This is a genomic window from Rhizobium sp. CG4, assembly GCF_023701965.1.
GTDB lineage: Bacteria > Pseudomonadota > Alphaproteobacteria > Rhizobiales > Rhizobiaceae > Agrobacterium.
In genome coordinates this window covers 626,610-647,441 of sequence record NZ_JABAEG010000003.1, presented here as the reverse complement: position 1 = coordinate 647,441, position 20,832 = coordinate 626,610, and the positions used below count along the sequence as shown (strand labels likewise).

Sequence of the window (20,832 nt, the reverse complement as noted above, 5' to 3'; positions counted from 1 at the left end):
CACTTGCCTCACTAGTAACATTTGCGGACGCCGCTCTGCGAAAACCGCACCGGTTTTCAGCAAGCATGATGCATCCTGCTCTCGTTTGGTGATGTATGCATCGAAGCGTCAAACGCAATGGCAATGGTTAAAAAAAGCGCAGTTTTTACGCGCCTTTCAGGGGCATGCGCGCATAGGCCGCACGGCCATTACTGAGATCATCCACGAAACTGGAGAAGGCGTGGCCTTCTTCTGCATGCATGACCAGCGCCGCACGGAAGGACAAACGAGCCCTTGACCCCTTGATGGCGGTCACCAGCACCCGCACGGCATTTTGGCCCGGACGCGGATGAACAAGCGTTATTTCCAACCCGCCAAAACGTTTGCCGCAGGCACTTATCAGCTCACCAACCGATTCCGGTCTGGCAATAAGGGAAAGCTGACCTCCGGGCATCAGCACAGCGGCGGCCGTTCGCAGCCAGTCCTCAAACAATGTTTCCGTCATGGCGTGGGCCTGCGCCTTCAGCCCATCCGGCGTGCGCCTGTCCGAGGCATCATTGAAGGGCGGGTTCATGATCACATGATCAAAATAGTTGTCCTGCAATCCGGCGGCTGCGCGCGCTTTGGCCCGCAAGGTGACATCGGCCTCATGCACGCAAACGCGGTCCGCAAAATAGGCGTTTTCGGGAAGTTTCAGGCTGCGCTCAGCAAAGGCAACCATTTCGTCCGAACGCTCGAACAGGGAAACCTCTGCTTTTGGCAACCGCGAAGCCACGGCCATGCCAGCGGCACCCGCACCGGCACCGAGATCCGCCACTCTGCACGGCCGCTCATCCGCGACCAGCGAGGCAAGCAACATAGCATCCATGCCGGAACGGTGGCCACGCCCCTTGGGCTGCACCACCAGAAACCGTCCGCGATGAAAAGCATCGATTGTGTCCACATCGACCTCAGACATCGCTTGCCTCAGGCCTTTTCGTCACGCAATTCAGCACCCAGCCCCGCATCACGCAGGATGGTACGCGCCTCTTCTGCACGTCCTTCCTCGACAAGAAAACGCCGAGGCAGAAGCCCTAGTGACCCTTCCAATATGCTCATGGATTGGTCTGCTATCATGCAATGAATCCCCGCTTCACTCAAAAGTGTTTCCACGAAGGACAGAAGAACCGCATCGTTTGTCCGGATTATTTCCAGCATATCAACGATAATCCCATAATTTTGAATGCCCAGTGGCAATTCGCCCCTTGCCGCGCAAAGCGCCCCTTTCTATTGTCCAATCGAAATTATGAACAGGAGTCCGGGCCGTTGGGCATCGTCATACCGCTTGAAGAGAGCAAAAACAAACATGCATCCGTAAAACCGCTCGTCGAGCTGACAAAAGCAGACATGGAACGGGTAAACCAGCTTATTCTTTCCAAGGCCGGTTCGGATGTGCAGATGATCCCGGAGGTTGCCAATCATCTGATTTCCTCCGGCGGCAAACGTCTGCGTCCCATGCTTACCCTCGCCTCTGCAGCGATGTTTGGTTATACGGGCGATCATCACATCAAGCTGGCAACAAGCGTCGAGTTCATGCATACGGCTACCCTGCTGCATGATGACGTTGTAGACGAAAGCGACCTGCGCCGCGGCAAGTCCACGGCGCGCACCATATGGGGCAACCAGGCCAGCGTTCTGGTTGGCGACTTCCTGCTTGGTCAGGCCTTCCGCATGATGGTGGAAGTGGGCTCTCTCGATGCTTTGGATGTTCTGTCTACCGCCGCTTCTGTTATCGCCGAAGGCGAAGTGCTGCAGCTTTCCGTTGCCAAGAACATGGAAACGACTGAGGACGATTACCTCTCGGTTATACGCGCCAAAACTGCAGCGTTGTTTGCAGCCGCCGCCGAAGTTGGTCCTATTGTGGCCAAGACCACCAAGGCTGAGCGCAATGCACTGAAGTCCTACGGCATGAACCTCGGCCTGGCCTTCCAGCTGGTCGATGACGTTCTCGATTACGGTGGCAAGGCTGCCGACCTTGGCAAAAACGTCGGTGACGATTTCCGTGAGGGCAAGATCACACTTCCGGTCATCCTGTCCTACCGTCGTGGCAGCCCGGAAGAGCGACAATTCTGGAAAAACGCCATTGAAAATGGCGAAAGCTCCAACGAGAACCTCGAAAAAGCCCTCGGCCTGATCGGCAAATATAACGGCCTTTCCGATACGATCACCCGCGCCGTCCACTACGGCACGATTGCACGCGATGCGCTCGCACCGTTGCCTGAAACACCCTGGAAGTCTGCGCTGATGGAAGTCATCGACTTCTGCATCGAGCGCGTGAACTGAACCGGAAAAACTACCCGGTGTGGTTTTGAACCACCGAGGTGCCTTTTCTCGGAACGTCATTTCTCTGGCAGCCCGCAACCAAAAATCGATTTGGTTGCGGGCCTGCTCCAAAAAAGCCATTCTGTTGTGACGAAGAATGGAAAGTTGTATTTTCAGTGCTTCGGCACCAATCAAGGGTTTCCACATGCGGCGCAAACCAGCATTTCGTTTTCTCTGTGGCGTGGCTTTTGTCGCCTCTCTCACCTTGGGGGCGGTACCGGGAACGGCCAGCGCTGAAACGAAACCTGCGGAAAAAGCCGAAACCTTCGATCCGGCCAGCGTCAACTCATTTTCCGGTGCGTTTCTGGCGGCCCGCACCGCTGACGTCGATCAGGATTACGACACGGCAATTACACTTTACACCAAGGCTCTTGACTTCGATCCGGCCAATTCGGAAATCCGTCAGCGTTTGATGATTGCACAATTGCTGAACGGCAATTTCGATGCAGGTGCAAAAATCGCAGAAAGCCTCAAGAACGATTCGTCCGTCGAGCGGGTGACCACCATCGTTCGCGCCCTTGATGCGATGCGCAAAAAGGAATTCACGTCGGCTGAAAAGCTGCTGAAATATACCGGCCCGAACGACCTCGACAAAATGGTCAATACGCTGCTGATCGCCTGGGCGAATGCCGGTGCGGGCAAAAGCAAGGAAGCCCTTGCCATGATCGATGGCATGAAGGGTCCCGGCTGGTACGCGATTTTCAAAAACTACCATGCAGGCGCCATGGCGCTGGTAGCAGGTAATGTTGAAGTTGCACGCAGCCGACTGAACGCCGCGATCACCGACCGCGAAGGCGGCGCCACCGCCAGCGACACCTATATGCGCGCCGTGATGGCTCTTGCCCGCCTGGAAGCAAAAGCCGGCAACAAACAAAAGGCACTGGATGCCATTTCGGTTGGCGATGATTTTGCCAACAACTATGCGCCGCTGAAGGCCCTGCGCGAAAGTATCGAAAAGGGTGAAAAGCCGGAACAGCAGGTCACCACTGCGACGGAAGGTGCTTCTGCGGTTCTGTTTTCCATTGCCGGCGCGTTGAACCGCGAAGGCGCGGAAGAGATTGTTACGCTCTACCTGCAGATTGCCCATGAACTGGATTCGAAAAGTGCCGATACGCTGATCCTGCTGGGTGGCCTTGCGGAGAACCTCAAGCAGCCGGAACGCGCTATCGAATTTTATTCGAAAGTGCCTGCGACATCGCCGATGCACCGCATTTCGGAGTTGCAGCTTGGTCTTACTCTTGCGCAGACGGGTAAGGTCGATGAAGCCCGCGAACATCTGAAGTCGCTGCTGGCATCTGACCCGAAGGATATTCGCAGTTACCTCGCCTATGGCAGCGTTCTCTCCGATGCCAAAGACTACAAGGCAATGGCTGAGAACTACGACAAAGCCGTTGAAATCCTCGGACCAGTGGCAAAACGGGGGGACTGGGCCGTCTATTTTCAGCGCGGCATTGCCTATGAGCGCCTGAAGGAATGGGATCAGGCCGAGCCGAACTTCAAGAAGGCTCTGGAACTTAACCCTGAGCAGCCGCAGGTTCTCAACTACCTCGGTTATTCCTGGGTCGATAAAAACCTCAACCTTGATGACGCGATGGACATGATCCGTCGCGCGGTCGAGTTGCGCCCGAATGACGGTTACATCGTCGATTCGCTTGGCTGGGCTCATTACCGTCTTGGCCAGTTTGATGAAGCTGTGGTCGAACTGGAGCGCGCCATTGAGCTGCGCGCTGGCGACCCGACCATCAACGATCACCTTGGTGATGTTTACTGGCGTGTTGGCCGCAAAGTTGAAGCCGTTTACCAGTGGAACCGCGCACTGATTGGCGACAGCGATGACGTCGATAAGGCAAAGGTCAAGGAAAAGATCGCCAACGGCCTGCCGCCGCTGGAAAAGGATGCCGAAAATACGGCCAAAAAGGATGTGAAACCGGAAGAACCGGTTGCTCCTGTACCTGACAAGAAATCCTGATCAACCGCATGCCAGTTCAGCCTTTTTCCGGAGCGGCGGAGTTTTACGAAACCGCTCCGGCCAAAATCAACCTTGCCCTGCACGTGGTGGGGCAACGGGCAGATGGCTATCATCTGCTGGAAACGCTGGTCACATTCGCTGATACTGGTGACCGGCTATCCTTTGCAGCCGACGATGCAGATCGATTTTCAATCTTCGGCCCCTTTTCCGCTGTACTCGCCACCAATGGCGGTTTGACCGATAATCTGGTGTTGCGTGCACGTGATCTTTTGCGTCAAGCGGTGATCGCCACTGGGCAGCAAGCACCGGCCGTGGCCATTCATCTGGAAAAGAACCTGCCAATTGCGTCGGGCATCGGTGGCGGTTCGGCTGATGCTGCAGCTGCGCTGCGTGGGCTTCTGCGGTTCTGGCGCTGCTCCATCCCCACTGAAACACTTGACACGATTGCCCTGTCGCTTGGTGCAGATGTACCTATGTGTCTCGCCGGAATGCCCCTGATGGCGCGTGGCATTGGTGAAGAGCTGACCCTGCTGCCGCAGCTACCGGCATTTGCCATGGTGCTGGCAAACCCTTTGACAGGTGTCTCAACACCGGAGATTTTCCGCAGGCTGCAGACGAAGAACAATCCGCCCGTGCCAAAATTCTTGCCGCAGAACAAAGACGATTGGCAGGCTTTCATCCATAATTTGCGCAATGATCTCGAGGCGCCTGCGATTTCAGCCCTGCCGGTCATCCAGGATGTGTCAGACCTGTTGAAACAGCATGGTGCCACGCTGGTGCGGATGTCCGGCTCCGGAGCCACCTGTTTCGGGATATTCCCTTCTTTCGAGACGGCACAACAGGTTGAGGCATCACTGGCAGCACAACGACCGGACTGGTACTTCAAGGCAACCATGACAAAACAGGAAGCGCAGCCATGAGCGACACGTCCCGCCCGTTTATCCCGGTCAATATTGCTGTTTTGACAGTTTCCGATACGCGCACGCCGGACAATGACAAGTCAGGTGACACGCTGGTTGCGAGAATAACCGAGGCCGGTCACAGGCTGGCGGACCGCGCCATCGTCGCCGATGATCGCGAGGCGATTTTCAACACGGTGCGTGACTGGACCCTGTCAGAGGGTGTCGATGTGGTGATTACCACCGGTGGCACAGGTTTTACCGGACGTGACGTGACACCGGAGGCTCTCGAGCCCCTGTTTGAAAAACGCATGGACGGTTTTTCAGAAGTGTTTCATCGCATTTCCTACGACAAGATCGGAACATCGACCATCCAGTCTCGGGCGACTGGTGGTGTGGCCAATGCCACCTATATTTTCGTGCTGCCTGGCTCTCCCGGTGCCTGCAAGGATGCGTGGGACGGCATATTAAAAGCACAACTCGATTACCGTCACATGCCCTGCAACTTCGTGGAAATCATGCCGCGGCTGGATGAACATCTGAAACGCGGGTAATTTTGCAGGGGCCGTTAGCGGCCTTTCCGCGCTTCCGTCACCACCCATGAAGGGATGATCTCCGCACTCAGACGGCGCAGCTTCTGGCCTTTGGTGAAATGCGCAAGCGCCATGCTGGATTTGGCCAGGCTGACCGCCTGCTTCTTCGGCAAAAGCAGCCCATATTCCAGCGGTTGCGGTTTCTGAAAAAGGCGTCGAAGAAATGGCCGCCGGTAATTGCGCGACGGCGTGAATTTGGCGGGCACCCTGTTCAGCGCCACGTATTCCTGAATGTCTTCAATCCAACCGGTTTGCGGACGCGCTCCCGGTTCCAGCAGCAACAGCCATTCGCCGCGTGCCGATTGCACGATATCATTGATGTCCCACTCGGCATGAAAGCGGCAACCGGCTGCATCGGCAACATGCGATGAGCCATCACGCGAACCATGATCCAAGATGACAACGTCGCTTACCAGTCCTTCGACCGCACCTGATACCAGCGTGGACAAGGTGTGAGCCAACTCAGGTTCTTGATCCCGGCATTCCATGATCACTGTCAGCATGGGTGGTCCCAATCGCCAGCGATTGTGGAAGGTCGTATCGAAGCACTTAAGCCCTGTGAAAGTCGGTCCGTTCTGTTTTGCAAAACCTTGATGGACATCATTTCCATCCGTGGTCTTGCTTCTGAAACCGAACGATCTTCCCTCATGCCGCAGTCCAAACCCCTGATGTCCTATGCAACCTAGCATTATCGTATCAGATCATAAATTGCCACAATCTGTTTGCGCATTTTGTTCTTGTAATGTTCTCATGAATGTTTTAGGAATTTAATCATCGAAGCGAAGAGTCGTTTTCGCACGGAGCAACCAGATGACAAACCATATGCTTTCGGGGCAAAGCGCATTCGCGCCTGCTCATACGGCAGATATTGCCAACGCACTTGCAAATGCATCCGGCCTGCGTATCGAAATTGATCGTCGCCGGGGGCGTGGTGCCGGGCTTAACCCGTCCGGTCGCTTTGAGACAGAACAGCGCGAAGCCTTTGATGATGGCTGGCAGACACTGGAAGACCTGCCTGCCTTCAAAACCGAGGTGCAGGTTGAAAAGCCACGTTCCATCATCACACGCAATGAATCGCCCGACATTCCCTTCGATCGCTCCATCAATCCGTACCGTGGTTGCGAACATGGCTGCATCTATTGTTTTGCCCGTCCGACGCACAGCTATATGGGGCTGTCAGCCGGTATCGATTTTGAAGCACGGCTTTTTGCCAAACCCGATGCAGCGAAACTGCTGGAGCGCGAGTTGGCGAAACCCGGTTACAAACCACGCACACTGGCCATTGGCACAAACACGGACCCCTACCAGCCCATCGAGAGAGAATGGCGCATCATGCGACAGATTCTCGAAGTTCTGGCAGAGGCGGAGCATCCGGTTGCTATCGTGACAAAGTCGGCTCTGGTAACACGCGATATCGATATTCTCGCTCCATTGGCAAAGAAGGGTCTGGCCAAGGTTGCCTTGTCCGTGACGACGCTGGACAAGAAGCTGGCGCGCTCGATGGAGCCGCGTGCCTCGACGCCTGAAAAGCGGCTTGAAGCCATCAAGGCACTGACCGAGGCAGGCATTCCGACATCCGTCATGGTCGCCCCGGTCATTCCCGCACTGAATGATCACGAGATCGAACGGATTCTCGATTCGGCTAAAGCTGCCGGTGCCACTGAAGCCAGTTATGTGCTGCTGCGGCTGCCTCTCGAAGTCAGCCCACTGTTTCGCGATTGGCTTCTGCGCAATTATCCTGACCGTTACCGCCACGTCATGTCGCTTATTCGCTCGATGCGTGATGGCAAAGATTATGACGCTGAATTTGGTAAGCGCATGAAGGGTGCCGGTCCCTACGCCTGGCAGATCGGCAGACGGTTCGAGATGGCCACCAAACGCCTTGGCATGGTGCGGCGTGGCATGCATTTGCGCGATGACCTGTTCGTTCCTCCGGGAGGTGCCGGCGTGCAGCTTTCGCTTCTCTGAACCGCGTTCCACCTCAGCACAGTCTTCAGCGACTTAAGGACATCCTGGGTCTCTGCCAGATCAAAGGTTGAATGTGTTTGAAAGATATCGTTCGCGTCGTCCCTGCCGCGAACCGATCCCCGGACCGCTTTGTGATGATCCCGCCGCATCTGTCATGACGACAGGGGCCGCCAGCAGAACCACCGTTGCCGCCGCTCGGGTACTTGCTGCAATTATCATCGCACCGGGGCTTGCAGGAGATCGGGTTGGCATGCGAGTTTCCGCCGCATGAAAAAGCGTATGCCTCCCGACTCTCCTGCTCTTTTTGATTTCCAGCTGACTGGACCGGATTTCAGCATTGAGACCGAATGCCAAAAACAAGGTTTCTGGCCAGTTGCCGGAACGGATGAAGCAGGACGTGGCCCCTTGGCCGGTCCGGTGGTGGCAGCAGCAGTCATTCTCGATCCCAACAATATTCCGCCGGGGCTGAACGATTCCAAACAGCTTTCCAAGAGCAAACGGGAAAGCCTTTTCGAACTTATCCTCGAAACCTCAATCGTCTCCATTGCCTCGTCCTCACCGACAAGAATTGACGACATGAATATCTTGCGCGCCAGCCTTGATGCCATGCGTCGGTCAATCCTTGGTCTGACGACATCACCTGCCATCATCCTAGCCGATGGTCGTGACGTACCGCCTGGCATAGCCTGCCCCGGCCGCGCCGTGATCAAGGGCGATGCACGATCCGTCTCGATTGCAGCGGCCTCCATCGTCGCCAAAGTGATGCGAGACAGAATGATGGAGCAGGCTGGAGAACTGTACCCGCATTATGGTTTCGCAGGGCACGCAGGTTACGGCACAGCAGCCCACAGACAGGCGATTGAACGGCATGGCGCCTGCCCATTGCATCGCATGAGCTTTCGTCCTCTGCGTCAGGATTGAGCTTTACCGCCTATGCCGCCATGTCTTGATTGAGCAAGGCCGACAGTTATGCCGTGGTGAGACGACCCAAGCCCGAGGTTGCCGGGCAACTCTGATCACAGCGCCAGTATTACTCATTGCAATCGGGAGCGAGCCGGTCAGAGTGGCACTGCCAGAAGGTGGCAATGCAAGACTGCGCAGCCAGCGTTCGGTGTGGCGGTGTTTATGCAACGCCGTGCGACCAACCCTTCTCGTAACCAAGACAGGTGCAGCCGTCGTCTAGATACAAAAAAGGCCGGGTCACCCCGGCCTTTCAAATTCAAACTGCAATCCGCTTAGTTCAGACGAGATTTGACTTCGCCTACGGCCGACTTGAACAGCTTACCCTGCACAGCAGCGGTAGACTTGTCTGCAATCAGCTTTTCAGAAGCAGCAATCGCGAGATCAACAGCTGCGGAACGAACTGCACCAATGGCGTCGTCTTCAGCCTGCTTGATCTTCTGTTCAGACAGAGCGGTACGGCGTGCGACGAATTCTTCCGTCTTCGCCTTGGCTTCAGCCGTCAGGGCTGCCGCTTCACGCTCGGCTGCAGCAACGATGCTTGCAGCTTCTGCTTCGGCATCCTTGCGCTTGCGCTGATATTCAGCCAGCAGGTGCTGGGCTTCTTCACGCAGACGCTTTGCTTCGTCGAGTTCATTGCGGATATTGTCGGCGCGCTCGTCCAGGGACTTCGCGATCATGCCAGGAACCTTGAGGTAGGCAATCAATACGAAGAAAAGAACAAGACCAACCAGTGCAAAGAATGATGCGTCTAAGGCCATGTTACGCCTCCTTCTTTTCAGAAGCGGCAGCAACAGCCGCCTTGGCATCGGTATCCTTGATTTTGGAACCAATCAGCTGATCAACGATCGCAGTCGTTGTTTCCTCAGCAATGGCACCAACTTCTGCAAATGCCTTTTCCTTGATACCGGCAATACGCTGCTCGGCAGCGGTCAGCTTTTCAGCCAGTTCTGCCTCTACAGCGGCGCGGTCAGCATCGGCCTTAGCCTTGGCTGCGTCACGAGCCGAAGAAGCGATAGAGCTTCCCTTGGCTCTCGCGGCTGCGAGTTCTTTTTCATAGCTTTCAATCGCGGCATCGGCTTCAGCATTCAAACGAGAAGCTTCATCCAGATCCTGCGCTATACGCCCGTGACGGTTTTCAAGAATACCGCCGACGCGGGGTACGATGACCTTTTGCATAAGCACGTAAAAAAGGCCGAACGTAATCGCCAGCCACAAAAGCTGCGAAGCATATGTAGACTGATCGAACGGGGGAAAAACGCCAGAACCGTGTTCAGCACTTTGTGCTACGCCGGTTTCCGTATGCGTTTCACCAGCAGCCGGTGTTGACTCGGCATAAGCCGGGGTCACAAACATGCTTACCTCCAGGTGTACTGCAAATACGAAAGATCACGGCACGCATAAAAAACGCGCCGCGATCAATAAACGTCACTGTCGATATTAGACAGCGAACAGCAGAAGAAGAGCGACGAGCAACGAGAAGATGCCCAGAGCTTCCGTAACGGCGAAGCCGAATACCAGACGGCCGAACTGGCTGTCTGCTGCAGATGGGTTGCGCAGTGCGCCGGAGAGGTAGTCACCGAAGATACGGCCGAGAGCGAGGGACGTACCAGCCATGCCAAGGCATGCGAGACCTGCGCCGATGTACTTTGCTGCTTCCGCTTCCATGTTAAGCTCCTTAGAAATGGTTGTTGCGGCTTTTATTGACGCCCGGGAACCGGGGCCAGCGACTTTACTTCTCAGTGACCACCATGCACGGCGTCGTTCAGGTACATGCAAGTTAGTACCGCGAAGACGTATGCCTGCAGGAAGGCAACGAGAAATTCCAGACCAGTCATCGCGACGGTCATGATCAGTGGCAGAATAGCGCCGCCAATACCGACTGCGCCCATAGCGCTCATCGTGGCAACGAAACCTGCGAAAACTTTGAGGGTGATGTGACCGGCCAGCATGTTCGCGAAAAGACGAACCGAGAGGCTGATAGGACGCGACAGGAACGAGATCACCTCGATGGACGACACCAGAGGTAACAGAACCTTTGGAACGCCAGCCGGCGCAAAGACGCCGAGGAAGTGAAGACCGTGCTTATAGAAACCGTAAACGACGACCGTGCCGATAACCAGGCACGCCAATGCGAAGGTTACGATGATCTGGCTGGTGATCGTGAAAAAGTATGGGAACATGCCGAGCAGGTTTGCGGTGAGCACGAACATGAACAGCGAGAAAACAAAGGGGAAGAACTTCATACCCTTGCTTCCGGCGCCTTCGCGAAGCATCGACGCAATAAACTCGTAGGACATCTCAGCAACAGACTGGAAACGGGTCGGGATAAGACCGCGGTTCGATGTTGCGAAATACAGGAAACCAGAAGCGGCTGCGATAGTAGCGACCATAAACAGCGATGCGTTGGTAAAGGAAAAATCGATCCCACCGATTTCGATCGGAATAATCGGCTGTACCACGAACTGATGTGTCGGATCGTTTGCCACCGGCTGCCCTCTTTGCCTTTGGCGCCATCAACGGCGCCTCTTCATCGTATTGAAAAACCAGCTTTAAGGGCTGTTTTTCCCATTCTGTTTCTTTGTCTGTGCATCGTCCGAAAATTGTGGCTGAGCCACGACACCGGCCGAACGCAGAACGTTCAATACACCTGCACAGAAGCCGAGAAGAAGAAGTATAATCATCCCCCAAGGCGACGTGCCAGCTAAGTAGTCCAGAAGGTACCCGAGCATGGCGCCAACCACGATCGCGGATATGAACTCAGAAGACAGCTTCATTGCCATTGCGAAACCCTTGCGTGTTTCACCGGCATTTCTCTCCGCCGCTGCTTCGGCCTCATCCTCCGTTTTCACCTTTGCCAACTCGTTGGCGAGGCGTTTACGGCGTTCTTCCAGACTATCGTCACGGTTGCTATTCATGTCCCACCTGCCTTTTCTTCCCTCGTTCCAGCACCGCCGGAACGCTTTGAGGTTGTAAACGGCAAGGGCTTTGACATGTTCCAGCCCGTTCTGAAGTCGCGCGCAACATAGTTTTGAGTGCCCGTATAGTCAAGGCGTTGAACACGCTTGATTAAATACAAATTAACACTGTAAAAACATAAGCTTAGACTTCAAAACCGGTTTTGGGCGTCTACAGCGCACAGGAATCACTGGATTTGTTCACACTAATCGTTGCCATCAGGCCACAATTTCAGCTCCATCCGCCGCCATATGTGCGGTAAAACACGTGCAATCCGATACGACCGACCTTTTTCATGCTCTTGCCCCAAGCCGGGCGCACGTAAACAGCATGGTAGTGGGTTGCAGAACCAACTTCAGGCAGCCAGATTTTGCCGGCTGTGGTGGCCATGGCGATTTCGCGCGCCATTTTCCAGTGACGCTGCGAGTTGACGCGGTCACGGATGTTGTCGCAGGCAAAGGAGAACTGGCAGCGATTGCGCCAGTCCTTGTTCTGATAGACAACACCACAGATCGTTGACGGGTAGGTTGGGTTGCGAACACGGTTGAGAATGACCTGCGCGACAGCCGCCTGACCCTTCACCGATTCTCCACGGGCTTCAAAGTAAATGCCGGAAGAGAGGCACTGCTGCTCCTCAGCAGAAAAGACTGCAGGCGGCAGTGGCGTTGCTGCCCATGCATGGTCGTCCGGCCCGATGTCAGGAATGAAACGTCCGGTCTGCGGCTTCTTCAAAATAGCGTCGAAAGGAGATTCGCGGGCGAAGTCCGGCTCTGCTGGTGCATAGGCGGTTGCCAGTACGTCCGCGTTACGGTTGGTGACCAGCGACGCCAGCATTGGCGAAACGCCATTGTCCATCTTCTTTTCATCACGACGGAAATAAAATGAGGCCAGTTCGACTGGCTTTTCCCGCTTTGACTTTACAAAAGACGGGCGCTCCTTGCGGCTCAGCGGTTCGACGTCGATCATGCTTGTGCGCTGCAGAACTGAGCCCGCTGTAAAAGCTGGCGGTGGCTGCATGATTTCCAGTGCGACAACGCGGCCCTTCTTGGCGGCGCGATTGACGCGCTCGCTGTCGGGCGTTGTCGGATGTTTTTCCTTGTCGTCGGCAAAAGCGATCTTTCGGCCGTCCGGCAGGGTCATGCCGGCACCAGATGAAGCTGAGGCGCTGTCGGCATTATTAAAGGCAAGTGAAGCAGAGTGGACCGAGCCAGCCGGCGAGTTGGTCAACACCATGCGCCACTGGCTATTGCCGCCATCAAGGCCGGCAAGCAGGGCGGCCAGATCGGCCCGCGATGCCAAAGTGGGGAAAGCCAGCCATGCAGCCAGGCCAAGAACTAAAGGCGAGGTCCATTTTCCACTCGAAATGAACGACCCGCGACGCATCACACCTTTTGAACGCAAAACCGGCACTCCAAACACGCAGACACACACAAATGACGCGACCAGAGGGGCCAGCGACACGAACTCGTATATGAGCAAAAATAGTTCGTTAACCTTGATGCTTGGTTAACGAGATGTCCGCCTGCGCAGCGGATTTAACAAAGTGACACATAATATCGGCACACGTTTTCGTGAATCGGTGCGGAACGACTTAGCGAGACGCCAGCCGTGAGCACAACACGCAGTGAGAGACATAAAATAAGGTGAGCAGAGTGGTCATCCACCCTGCCCGCTCCTTGAGGTTTTTCGGGCGTTTTCAGATCACCACGTGAGAGCCAAGTTCAACCACCCGGTTGGCTGGCAGGCGGAAATAGTCTGAGGGATCAGCCGCTGTTTCTGCAAGGCCAATAAACAGGCGGTTCTGCCATGTCGGCATTTCGGAGTTTTTATCTGGCACCAGCTTGCGACGTCCGAGATAAAAGGAGGTCGACATGATATCGAACTTGAAACCGGCTCGACGCAGATAGGCCAATGCCTGTGTGACGTTCTGGGTTTCCATGAAGCCAAAATGCAGCTCCACCACAATAAAGCGGTCGCTTAACCGCCGCATGGTGAAACGTTCCACCTGACTAACGCGCGGTTGGTCTTCCGTGCGGATCGTCAGGATGACATTCTTTTCGTGCAGGACGTGATTGTGCTTGAGATTATGCAGCAGCGCTGCAGGAGCGGTCTCGGGGTCACCGGTCAGGAAAATCGCGGTGCCGGGAATACGCAATGGTGCATGCGCACTTTCCTTCTCGACCGAAGCCACGAACAGTTTAAGCGGCACATCGGTGCGGCGCGTCTTGGCAAATAGGATTTTCGAGCCGCGCTGCCATGTCCACATTATAATAGTGAAGACAATGGCAAACATAACCGGCACGTAACCGCCATCATGAACCTTCAGCAAGTTGGCGCCTAGAAACACCATTTCCAGCAGGAACAGTGGCAGAAGCACCGCAAGTGCCAGCCACAACGACCAGTTCCAACGGCTGCGCACAAACTCAAAGAACATCAGGCTGGTGACGACCATCGCACCAGTGACCGAGATACCATAGGCGGTGGCCAGTGCATCTGAGCTCTGGAAGCTGAAGACCAATGCGATAACACCCAAAAGCAGAATGGTGTTGACCGACGGCAGATAGATTTGCCCGGTATTGGTTTCCGAAGTGAACAGGATTTCCATACGCGGCAGGTAACCAAGGTTGATGGCCTGTCGAACAAGAGAGAAGGCGCCGGTGATAACGGCCTGACTGGCAATAATGGTTGCCGCCGTCGCAAGGATTACCGCAGGCAGCAATGCCCATTGCGGGAACATCAGGTAAAACGGGTTGGACATGGCCTCAGGTGTTTTGAGCACAAAGGCGCCCTGCCCGAGATAGTTCAACGTCAATGCCGGAAAGACCAGCAGGAACCATGCTAGCTGGATAGGACGGCGACCAAAATGCCCGAGATCCGCATAAAGTGCTTCGGCACCGGTAACGGTCAGGAACACCGCGCCCAAAACGACGACACCCAGAAATCCTTCTCGCAGCAGGAACTCTGCTGCGTAGAGCGGATTGAACGCGGCAAGAATTCCAAAGTCATCCGAGATGTGCATGACACCAACGCCACCCATGACCAGAAACCACAGGACGGTGATGGGACCGAAAAATTTCGCGACCGTGCTGGTGCCGTGTGACTGGATGGCAAACAAACCAACCAGAATGGCAACCGAGATCGGGATGACAAACTCATCCATGGCAGGTGTGACGAGCTTGAGGCCCTCAACGGCCGAGAGGACCGAAAGGGCTGGTGTGATCATGGCGTCGCCAAGAAATAGCGCCGCACCCACCAGTCCAAGGAAAATCAATGTTGCCCGTCTGGAGCCGGCCGTCTTCATCAACATGGCAAGGAGGGATAATGTACCGCCCTCGCCGTCATTGTCAGCACGCAACAGCAGCGTCACATATTTAAATGTCACGATGATCGTCAAAGCCCAGATCATCAGGGAAATCAGGCCGATGATCTCGATCCGGGTTACGCCGTCCTCGGCGATTGGCTTCAGGGCTTCCCGGAAGGCATAAAGCGGGCTGGTTCCGATGTCGCCATAGACGACACCAACGGAACCTAGGGTCGCCGCCAACAAGCCTTCCGCAGACTTTGTTTCGCTGTTTTGGCTATCGTTAACTTCACTTCCAAATCCGTGAGACATGTCACCTCAGGCTCGTCAGAGCCACCCCTTCCAGCGGAAAAAGAGAAACGGAATTACTGCCGACAAGAGCATTACACACACCGCAACCGGGTAACCGTAGGTCCAGTCTAACTCCGGCATGATGTGAAAGTTCATTCCATAAATGGACGCAACCAGAGTTGGGGGCAGGAAAACGACCGACGCGATCGAGAATATCTTGATAATGGCGTTCTGCTCGACATTGATCAGGCCAAGTGACGCATCCAGCAAGAACGACAGGTTGCCGGAGATAAAGGACGCATGCTCCGAAAGTGATGGGATATCACGACCAATGGAGCGGCACAGCTCCTTTGCATCCTTGTCCTGCTGAACTGCCGGTACGCTGAACAAAAATGTCTGCAGGCGCGACAATGACATCAGGCTATCGCGTACTTTTGAAAGCAGGCGATGATAGGACGCAATGTCGCCCAAACGGTCTTCCAGAAACCGTGGCGCCTTGCGTTTGACCCTAGCCTGACTTCCAAAGATGCCTGCCGAAAGCTGATCAATGCCGGCTACGGATCGTTCGAGAATTTCCGCAGTGCGGTCGACAATCGTTTCCAGCAATTTCAGCAGGAACTGAAGGCCGTTGCGCTGTTCGCCGGAAACACGTGAAATGGCGGCAATGAACAGATTGAAGGATTTCGGCTCAGCATATCGGATGGTGACCAGTCTATTTCCAGCCAGAATGAAGGCGACATCCGTCAACTGGGGCACATCGGTTTCTGCCTTGCAGATCAAAGATGCCGTCATGAAGACATTGCCGTTATCAATATAAAGACGGCTGGACGGTTCAATATCTTTCAAATCTTCGCGGGTAGGAACCTCTATGCCCAGCAGAGTCTCTATATATTGCTCTTCATCCTGAGTAGGATTGAGCATGTCGATCCAGATTATATCGGGATATAGCTCCGCAATCGGCTGTTGCGCCGAGAGGGTTACTGCCTCGCAGGTCGAGCGATAGGCATTGATCAATCAGTTTCTCCGGTTTGCAAATCTGACTGTCATCAGCCTGCCGCCAAATCGTTCATTATCATGATCCGGGCGGAGGCGACAAACAAATGATTGCAGCAAGCCAGAACGGCAGGGGATAAAGTTAAGCCGCCCTACCGCTCTGTTTTTGTTCAAGCCTCGGACGCCCTGATCCAACGTCTGAACGGCGCAGGCATGTGCCCGTAAACGGATTTATAATCAAGCGCTATTTATCGGCTCACAAAACCGGAGTGTTATTCAAACACGATTTTTGGTGCAGCCTTGCCACTTCCAGCCTTCAGCGTATCCCAGACACGCAAGGCAATATCGCGGTAGATTCTAGCAACCGGAGCGTCCGGCTCCATCGCAACGATTGGCGTTCCAGCGTCGGACATTTCACGGACCGAAATGGTGAGCGGCACTTCACCAAGGAAAGGAACATTGATCCTTTCAGCTTCTGCCTTGGCGCCGCCATGACCGAAAATGTCATAGCGCGCGCCAGTATCCGGCGCGATGAAGTAGCTCATGTTCTCGATAACACCGAGCAGCGGAACCTCGACCTTGCGGAACATGGTGATGCCTTTGCGCGCATCGGCTAGTGCCAGATCCTGAGGTGTCGACACGATAACTGCACCGGACAGCGGAACCTGCTGCGCCATGGTGAGATGTACGTCACCTGTGCCGGGTGGCATATCAACGACCAACACGTCCAGCTCTCCCCATGCGACTTCGCGCAACATTTGTAGCAATGCTGACTGGACCATGGGACCACGCCAGATCATGGCCGCTTCTTCATCGACCAAAAAACCCATCGACATGGTTTTAAGGCCGTAATTTTCCATCGGCACGATGGTGCGACCTTCCAGCTGTTTCGGGCGACCGGAAATTTTCAGCAAACGCGGCAATGAGGGCCCGTAAATATCGGCATCCAGAATACCGACTTTTAGACCGATCGATTGAAGACCGAGGGCCAGATTGACGGCAGTGGTGGATTTGCCCACCCCACCTTTGCCGGATGCGACCGCCAGAATGGCACCGATGCCGGGAATGCCCGCCTTGGCAGGAGGCCGAGGTGCGGGTGGACGCAAACCGCCGGCAGGAGGAACCGGCCGCGATTGCGCAGAGGAAGATGGTTCGCCCGCCTTCTTGTCAGCCGTCAGGGCCACCATAACCGAGGCGACCCCGGGTATGGCTTTGACCAAAGTTTCAGCCTGTTTTCGCAGTGGCTCGAGATCTTCTGCTCGTCCGGCGGGCACGGAAATGGAAAAATATACTTTGCCATCGGTGACAAAGATTTCCGAAACCATGCCCATATCCACGATGTTCGACGGGCCGCCGGGCACCTGAACCTTCGCAAGAACTTCCAGAACTCTCTGTTTTTCGACCTGTGCCATGACTGCGCTGCCTTCCGGTTTCCAGCGTAGATAAACACGTCCGGGCCATTCGCCAATGCCCGGATTGCACTATCCCTGACATAGATCAAAGATCGTTGAAGGTGTCAAAACGCTCCGGATCGAAAATCCGGCCATCAAAAAACATGTCTGGACCCAAAACGAGACCCGAACGAGAGGAGCCGACATGAACCGGCTGGCGCAATGTTCCCTCCATTTTCAGATTGGCGGATGGTACATGCGCAAATAACGGTTTTAGGGCCTTGCGAAAAATATCCGGCCGGAACGCATCTCGCACCGCCTCGCATGTCGTGGGGTCATCGGCCAGTGTGGCCGGGCAATCGCCCCAGCGCATCATCTGGTTGAAGTACCACAGCGCCTGACTTTGCCATGGGAAATTGGCCGCCTTGCCACTGGTGACAAAAAACTCCTCGATTTCCAGCATCTGCAGATCGGATATCGACAGAAAGCCGGTGAAGGACGGCAGGATAAGATCACCATCTTCGCCCAGATATTTTGGTGCTGCCAAAATGCCGGTCAGTTCCTCGATATTGCTGGCATTGGCGCACCACTGGCCGGCACGGTAAAGGGCGCGCAACAAGGCTTCCAGATGCTGCATATTTTGTTCGGCCCAGCCCTGGCTGACGGCAAGCACCCTTTCCGGAGAGTTGTGCCAGATATTGGACTTGGTGGTGGCCATAAAGCCTGTGCCATTGAGGATAGACGCACTGCCAAATGGCTCCGGCGCATAAAACCCGTCAATCGTGCCCTCTTCCAGAAGATAGGGCATGGCCTGTGGTGACGAGATAACGATGCTGACGTCGGTCGGCACCGCGATGCGACAGTGTGCCAGCATGTAGCGCAGCTCATACCACGAGGTGCCGTATCTGCTTTCAACGGCAATCTTTAGAGGTGTTGCCAGACCTTGCGCTCTTCGGCGTCCGCACAGGCGCGACAGGGCAATGGATAAGGTGGACGGGCTCAAACCGAGCGCGCCAGCATCCTCCAGACGTTTATGCAAATCCGGAGAGACAACCAGACTGGCACCGCCGAGCGACAGCGTAAAGGGTGCAAAATACCCTTTGGGCATACCAGCCAGTTGCAAAGCAGACAAAACCGGGAATGTTGCAGGCAATTGACCCAATGACAGTTCGTCATCGCGCAGGGCTTCGACAATATCACCAACGAGGTTTTTACGAACGAGTGAAAGGCGGACGCCTTCATCCGCTGCAAAACCCTTCTCAGCTGCGATCGCAAGAATTGCGCTATCGACGGAAGGAGAGAAACCAACCGAGATAATGGGGTTGTCCGGCAAGCACGGGTCCTCCTGACGAATCGTATAGAGGATTGCGCATGGCGCGGCAGATAACAATCACCAAACAGCAAAATCGTCTTATTTTATAAGACCCACGCGCAACGCTTTTGCTACAGCCTGGGTCCTGTTGACGGTATCCAGCTTTTTGGTTGCCCGGTTGAGATAATGATTGACCGTGTGCTCGGAGAGAATGAGGATTTCCGCAATCTCAGCGCTGGTCTTACCAGCAGCGGTCCAGTTCAAGCAATCCAGTTCCCGGTCCGTCAATGTGTCCGGGACGCGGTTGTCGAGGCGCTTGATATACGCCAGTCGGTCGAAGATATGGGTGGCAATATAGGAAATTTCGGCAATTTCCTGATGGGAGAACGCTTCTCTGTTGCCAGAGAAGGACACGGCACCCCGCGCGCCAGAAACGTCATGCGCCGGACACCATATGGAATTTAACATTTCGAAGCGCTCAAACAGCGCACGCACGACTTTTGTGGTTGCCGGGTCTTCTGTTCGATTAAGAAAGTCAGCATCAACGAAAAAAGGAACAGTCGATTTTTGCAGCGCCGCCATGACCGTGCTGCCACGGATGAGGCTTTCGTTGTCATAGGACTGCAGCAGTTCGGCCGGCCAATTGGTGATAATCGTATATTGCGATAATTCAAGTCCTGCCTGGGTGGGCAAATTGACGACCATGAATGCCTTCATATCCCAGGTTTCCGTCAGATTTTTCAAAAAGCGGAAAACATCAAATTGTGTCTTCAGCGCTTCGATCTCAGTGACACGCTCTGCATGCGTCCTGACAGGTCTATCGTGTTCAGACATGGACATTCTGCTTTTTCTTTAGATGGATAAAACAAATAGACCGGCTTCAGAAAACGTGGTTCGAGTATCTACCCAAGACCGCATTTTTTTACAAACCATAGTTGAGCTAAAAAACCACAACCGCGCCGTTTGTGTAACCCCACAAATTGAAAATCAATGACCTAACGGGATGATGGAGATATTCTGACGGATATATCAGTTGCAATTTTATCGGCGATTTCACAAACAACCGGCGCGAGCTTTTCAAGATGCTCAAGCGTCAATCGATACGCCGGACCCGTGACGGAAACTGCCGCTGCAAAGTCATGACCGGTACAAAGAATTGGCGCTGCAACACAGTGGATACCGTCCTCATGTTCGGCCAGATCAAAGCCAAAGCCACGGGCTCTTATGGCATTGACCTCTTTCAGCAGCGCCTCACCATTTGTTATGGTGCTGGCTGTAAATGAACGAAATTTAATATTATCAACGATTTGCAAGAGCCTCTCCTGCTCAAGCGTGGCCAATGCTGCTTTGCCAACCCCGGTGCAAAAGACGGGTGATGCATTGCCGATTTGCGAGTGCATGCGAATGGCACGGCTACCCTCCACCTTGTCCAGATAGATGACTTCAGTGTCGCGCAGCATACCGAGATGCACTGATTCTCCGGTTACAGCCTGCAATTCTCGTAAATAGGGGGCGGCAACACTTCTGAAATCATTACGGGCCCATGCCTTGCCGGCAAACTTCAAAAGCCGCATGCCGGGCACATAGGCCTGATGGGCATCGAGCTCCAATAACCCTTCCTGCAACAAATGGGTCAATTGCCGGTGAACAGTGCCGCGCGGCTGGCCGACAATGTTCAATATCTCGGTGAAACGCAAAGGCTCGGGCGCCATCACAACCAATTCCAGCAGAGCCATGGCCTTGCCAAGTGTGCCGGTTGCTGATTCTTCCCCGGCTGTGTTTACTGATGATGCGACATTATGGTCGGGCATTTGCCTTGATATCCTTGGCCGCAAAGCTTGACAGCTTGCGAAAGAG

General features: G+C 54.7%; 22 protein-coding genes. 6 read left to right on the top strand and 16 right to left on the bottom strand.

Translation table 11 applies throughout. From position 1 onward, the window contains the following. Positions 1 to 145: 145 nt before the first annotated feature. Positions 146 to 937 (bottom strand): tRNA1(Val) (adenine(37)-N6)-methyltransferase, encoded by a 792-nt coding sequence (locus HGO37_RS13280; RefSeq protein WP_250983671.1) that lies wholly within the window; start codon positions 935 to 937, stop codon positions 146 to 148. Positions 938 to 945: 8 nt separating this feature from the next. Further along, on the bottom strand, positions 946 to 1,176 hold the full coding sequence (locus tag HGO37_RS13275) for a putative signal transducing protein (protein ID WP_250983670.1): 231 nt from the start codon (positions 1,174 to 1,176) through the stop codon (positions 946 to 948). Positions 1,177 to 1,284: 108 nt separating this feature from the next. On the opposite strand from HGO37_RS13275, the gene HGO37_RS13270 reads away from it, so the two are divergent. The 4 genes from HGO37_RS13270 (at position 1,285) to moaB (ending at position 5,762) form a co-directional block, all read left to right on the top strand. Then, on the top strand, positions 1,285 to 2,301 hold the full coding sequence (locus HGO37_RS13270; protein ID WP_192487124.1) for a polyprenyl synthetase family protein: 1,017 nt from the start codon (positions 1,285 to 1,287) through the stop codon (positions 2,299 to 2,301). 184 nt (positions 2,302 to 2,485) lie between these two features. Next, complete coding sequence (locus HGO37_RS13265; RefSeq protein WP_250983669.1) at positions 2,486 to 4,309, top strand: tetratricopeptide repeat protein; 1,824 nt, start codon at positions 2,486 to 2,488, stop codon at positions 4,307 to 4,309. Positions 4,310 to 4,317: 8 nt separating this feature from the next. Further along, positions 4,318 to 5,229 (top strand): 4-(cytidine 5'-diphospho)-2-C-methyl-D-erythritol kinase, encoded by a 912-nt coding sequence (locus tag HGO37_RS13260; RefSeq protein WP_250983668.1) that lies wholly within the window; start codon positions 4,318 to 4,320, stop codon positions 5,227 to 5,229. Then, complete coding sequence (gene moaB / locus HGO37_RS13255; protein WP_250983667.1) at positions 5,226 to 5,762, top strand: molybdenum cofactor biosynthesis protein B; 537 nt, start codon at positions 5,226 to 5,228, stop codon at positions 5,760 to 5,762. The genes HGO37_RS13260 and moaB overlap by 4 nt, the downstream gene beginning before the upstream one ends. A gap of 14 nt (positions 5,763 to 5,776) precedes the next feature. Here the strand turns inward: moaB and HGO37_RS13250 are convergent, their stop codons facing one another. Next, entirely contained in the window at positions 5,777 to 6,304 is a 528-nt protein-coding gene (locus tag HGO37_RS13250) for a glycosyltransferase family protein (RefSeq protein WP_250983666.1), read from the bottom strand. 307 nt (positions 6,305 to 6,611) lie between these two features. Between HGO37_RS13250 and HGO37_RS13245 the strand changes: the two genes are divergently transcribed. Further along, positions 6,612 to 7,769, top strand: a complete 1,158-nt coding sequence (locus HGO37_RS13245; protein ID WP_250983665.1) for a PA0069 family radical SAM protein — start codon at positions 6,612 to 6,614, stop codon at positions 7,767 to 7,769. A gap of 60 nt (positions 7,770 to 7,829) precedes the next feature. Here HGO37_RS13245 and HGO37_RS13240 read toward each other — a convergent pair whose 3' ends face one another. Further along, positions 7,830 to 8,021, bottom strand: coding sequence for a hypothetical protein (locus HGO37_RS13240; RefSeq protein ID WP_250983664.1), 192 nt, complete (start codon positions 8,019 to 8,021; stop codon positions 7,830 to 7,832). A 15-nt stretch (positions 8,022 to 8,036) separates the two neighbouring features. On the opposite strand from HGO37_RS13240, the gene rnhB reads away from it, so the two are divergent. Further along, positions 8,037 to 8,690, top strand: coding sequence for a ribonuclease HII (rnhB, locus tag HGO37_RS13235; RefSeq protein ID WP_250983663.1), 654 nt, complete (start codon positions 8,037 to 8,039; stop codon positions 8,688 to 8,690). A 314-nt stretch (positions 8,691 to 9,004) separates the two neighbouring features. On the opposite strand, the gene HGO37_RS13230 is transcribed toward rnhB, so the two are convergent. The 12 genes from HGO37_RS13230 to HGO37_RS13175 all read right to left on the bottom strand — a co-directional run bounded on the left by HGO37_RS13230 (position 9,005) and on the right by HGO37_RS13175 (position 20,786). After that, a complete protein-coding gene (locus tag HGO37_RS13230; protein ID WP_192487116.1) occupies positions 9,005 to 9,490 on the bottom strand; it encodes a F0F1 ATP synthase subunit B in 486 nt (161 codons plus the stop codon). 1 nt (position 9,491) lies between these two features. Next, the gene (locus tag HGO37_RS13225; protein ID WP_192487115.1) at positions 9,492 to 10,085 is read right to left on the bottom strand and encodes a F0F1 ATP synthase subunit B; all 594 of its coding nucleotides are present in this window, start codon (positions 10,083 to 10,085) and stop codon (positions 9,492 to 9,494) included. Positions 10,086 to 10,169: 84 nt separating this feature from the next. Continuing rightward, positions 10,170 to 10,397, bottom strand: a complete 228-nt coding sequence (locus HGO37_RS13220) for a F0F1 ATP synthase subunit C (protein WP_003494147.1) — start codon at positions 10,395 to 10,397, stop codon at positions 10,170 to 10,172. A gap of 71 nt (positions 10,398 to 10,468) precedes the next feature. Then, positions 10,469 to 11,218 carry a F0F1 ATP synthase subunit A gene (locus HGO37_RS13215; protein ID WP_250983662.1) on the bottom strand — a complete coding sequence of 250 codons (750 nt, stop codon included), beginning with the start codon at positions 11,216 to 11,218 and terminating at the stop codon, positions 10,469 to 10,471. 63 nt (positions 11,219 to 11,281) lie between these two features. Next, on the bottom strand, positions 11,282 to 11,647 hold the full coding sequence (locus tag HGO37_RS13210) for an AtpZ/AtpI family protein (protein WP_192487113.1): 366 nt from the start codon (positions 11,645 to 11,647) through the stop codon (positions 11,282 to 11,284). Positions 11,648 to 11,918: 271 nt separating this feature from the next. Continuing rightward, entirely contained in the window at positions 11,919 to 13,070 is a 1,152-nt protein-coding gene (locus HGO37_RS13205; protein ID WP_192487847.1) for a cell wall hydrolase, read from the bottom strand. Positions 13,071 to 13,383: 313 nt separating this feature from the next. After that, complete coding sequence (locus tag HGO37_RS13200; RefSeq protein WP_250983661.1) at positions 13,384 to 15,300, bottom strand: potassium transporter Kup; 1,917 nt, start codon at positions 15,298 to 15,300, stop codon at positions 13,384 to 13,386. 15 nt (positions 15,301 to 15,315) lie between these two features. Next, positions 15,316 to 16,293 carry a magnesium/cobalt transporter CorA gene (gene corA, locus HGO37_RS13195; protein ID WP_250983660.1) on the bottom strand — a complete coding sequence of 326 codons (978 nt, stop codon included), beginning with the start codon at positions 16,291 to 16,293 and terminating at the stop codon, positions 15,316 to 15,318. 251 nt (positions 16,294 to 16,544) lie between these two features. Continuing rightward, positions 16,545 to 17,684 (bottom strand): Mrp/NBP35 family ATP-binding protein, encoded by a 1,140-nt coding sequence (locus HGO37_RS13190; RefSeq protein WP_250983659.1) that lies wholly within the window; start codon positions 17,682 to 17,684, stop codon positions 16,545 to 16,547. 85 nt (positions 17,685 to 17,769) lie between these two features. Beyond that, positions 17,770 to 18,996 (bottom strand): CmpA/NrtA family ABC transporter substrate-binding protein, encoded by a 1,227-nt coding sequence (locus HGO37_RS13185; protein ID WP_250983658.1) that lies wholly within the window; start codon positions 18,994 to 18,996, stop codon positions 17,770 to 17,772. Positions 18,997 to 19,074: 78 nt separating this feature from the next. Then, positions 19,075 to 19,815: a helix-turn-helix transcriptional regulator gene (locus HGO37_RS13180; RefSeq protein WP_502941418.1), complete on the bottom strand. Its 741-nt coding sequence runs from the start codon at positions 19,813 to 19,815 to the stop codon at positions 19,075 to 19,077. A gap of 155 nt (positions 19,816 to 19,970) precedes the next feature. Beyond that, the gene (locus HGO37_RS13175; protein WP_250983656.1) at positions 19,971 to 20,786 is read right to left on the bottom strand and encodes an IclR family transcriptional regulator; all 816 of its coding nucleotides are present in this window, start codon (positions 20,784 to 20,786) and stop codon (positions 19,971 to 19,973) included. Positions 20,787 to 20,832: the final 46 nt, after the last annotated feature.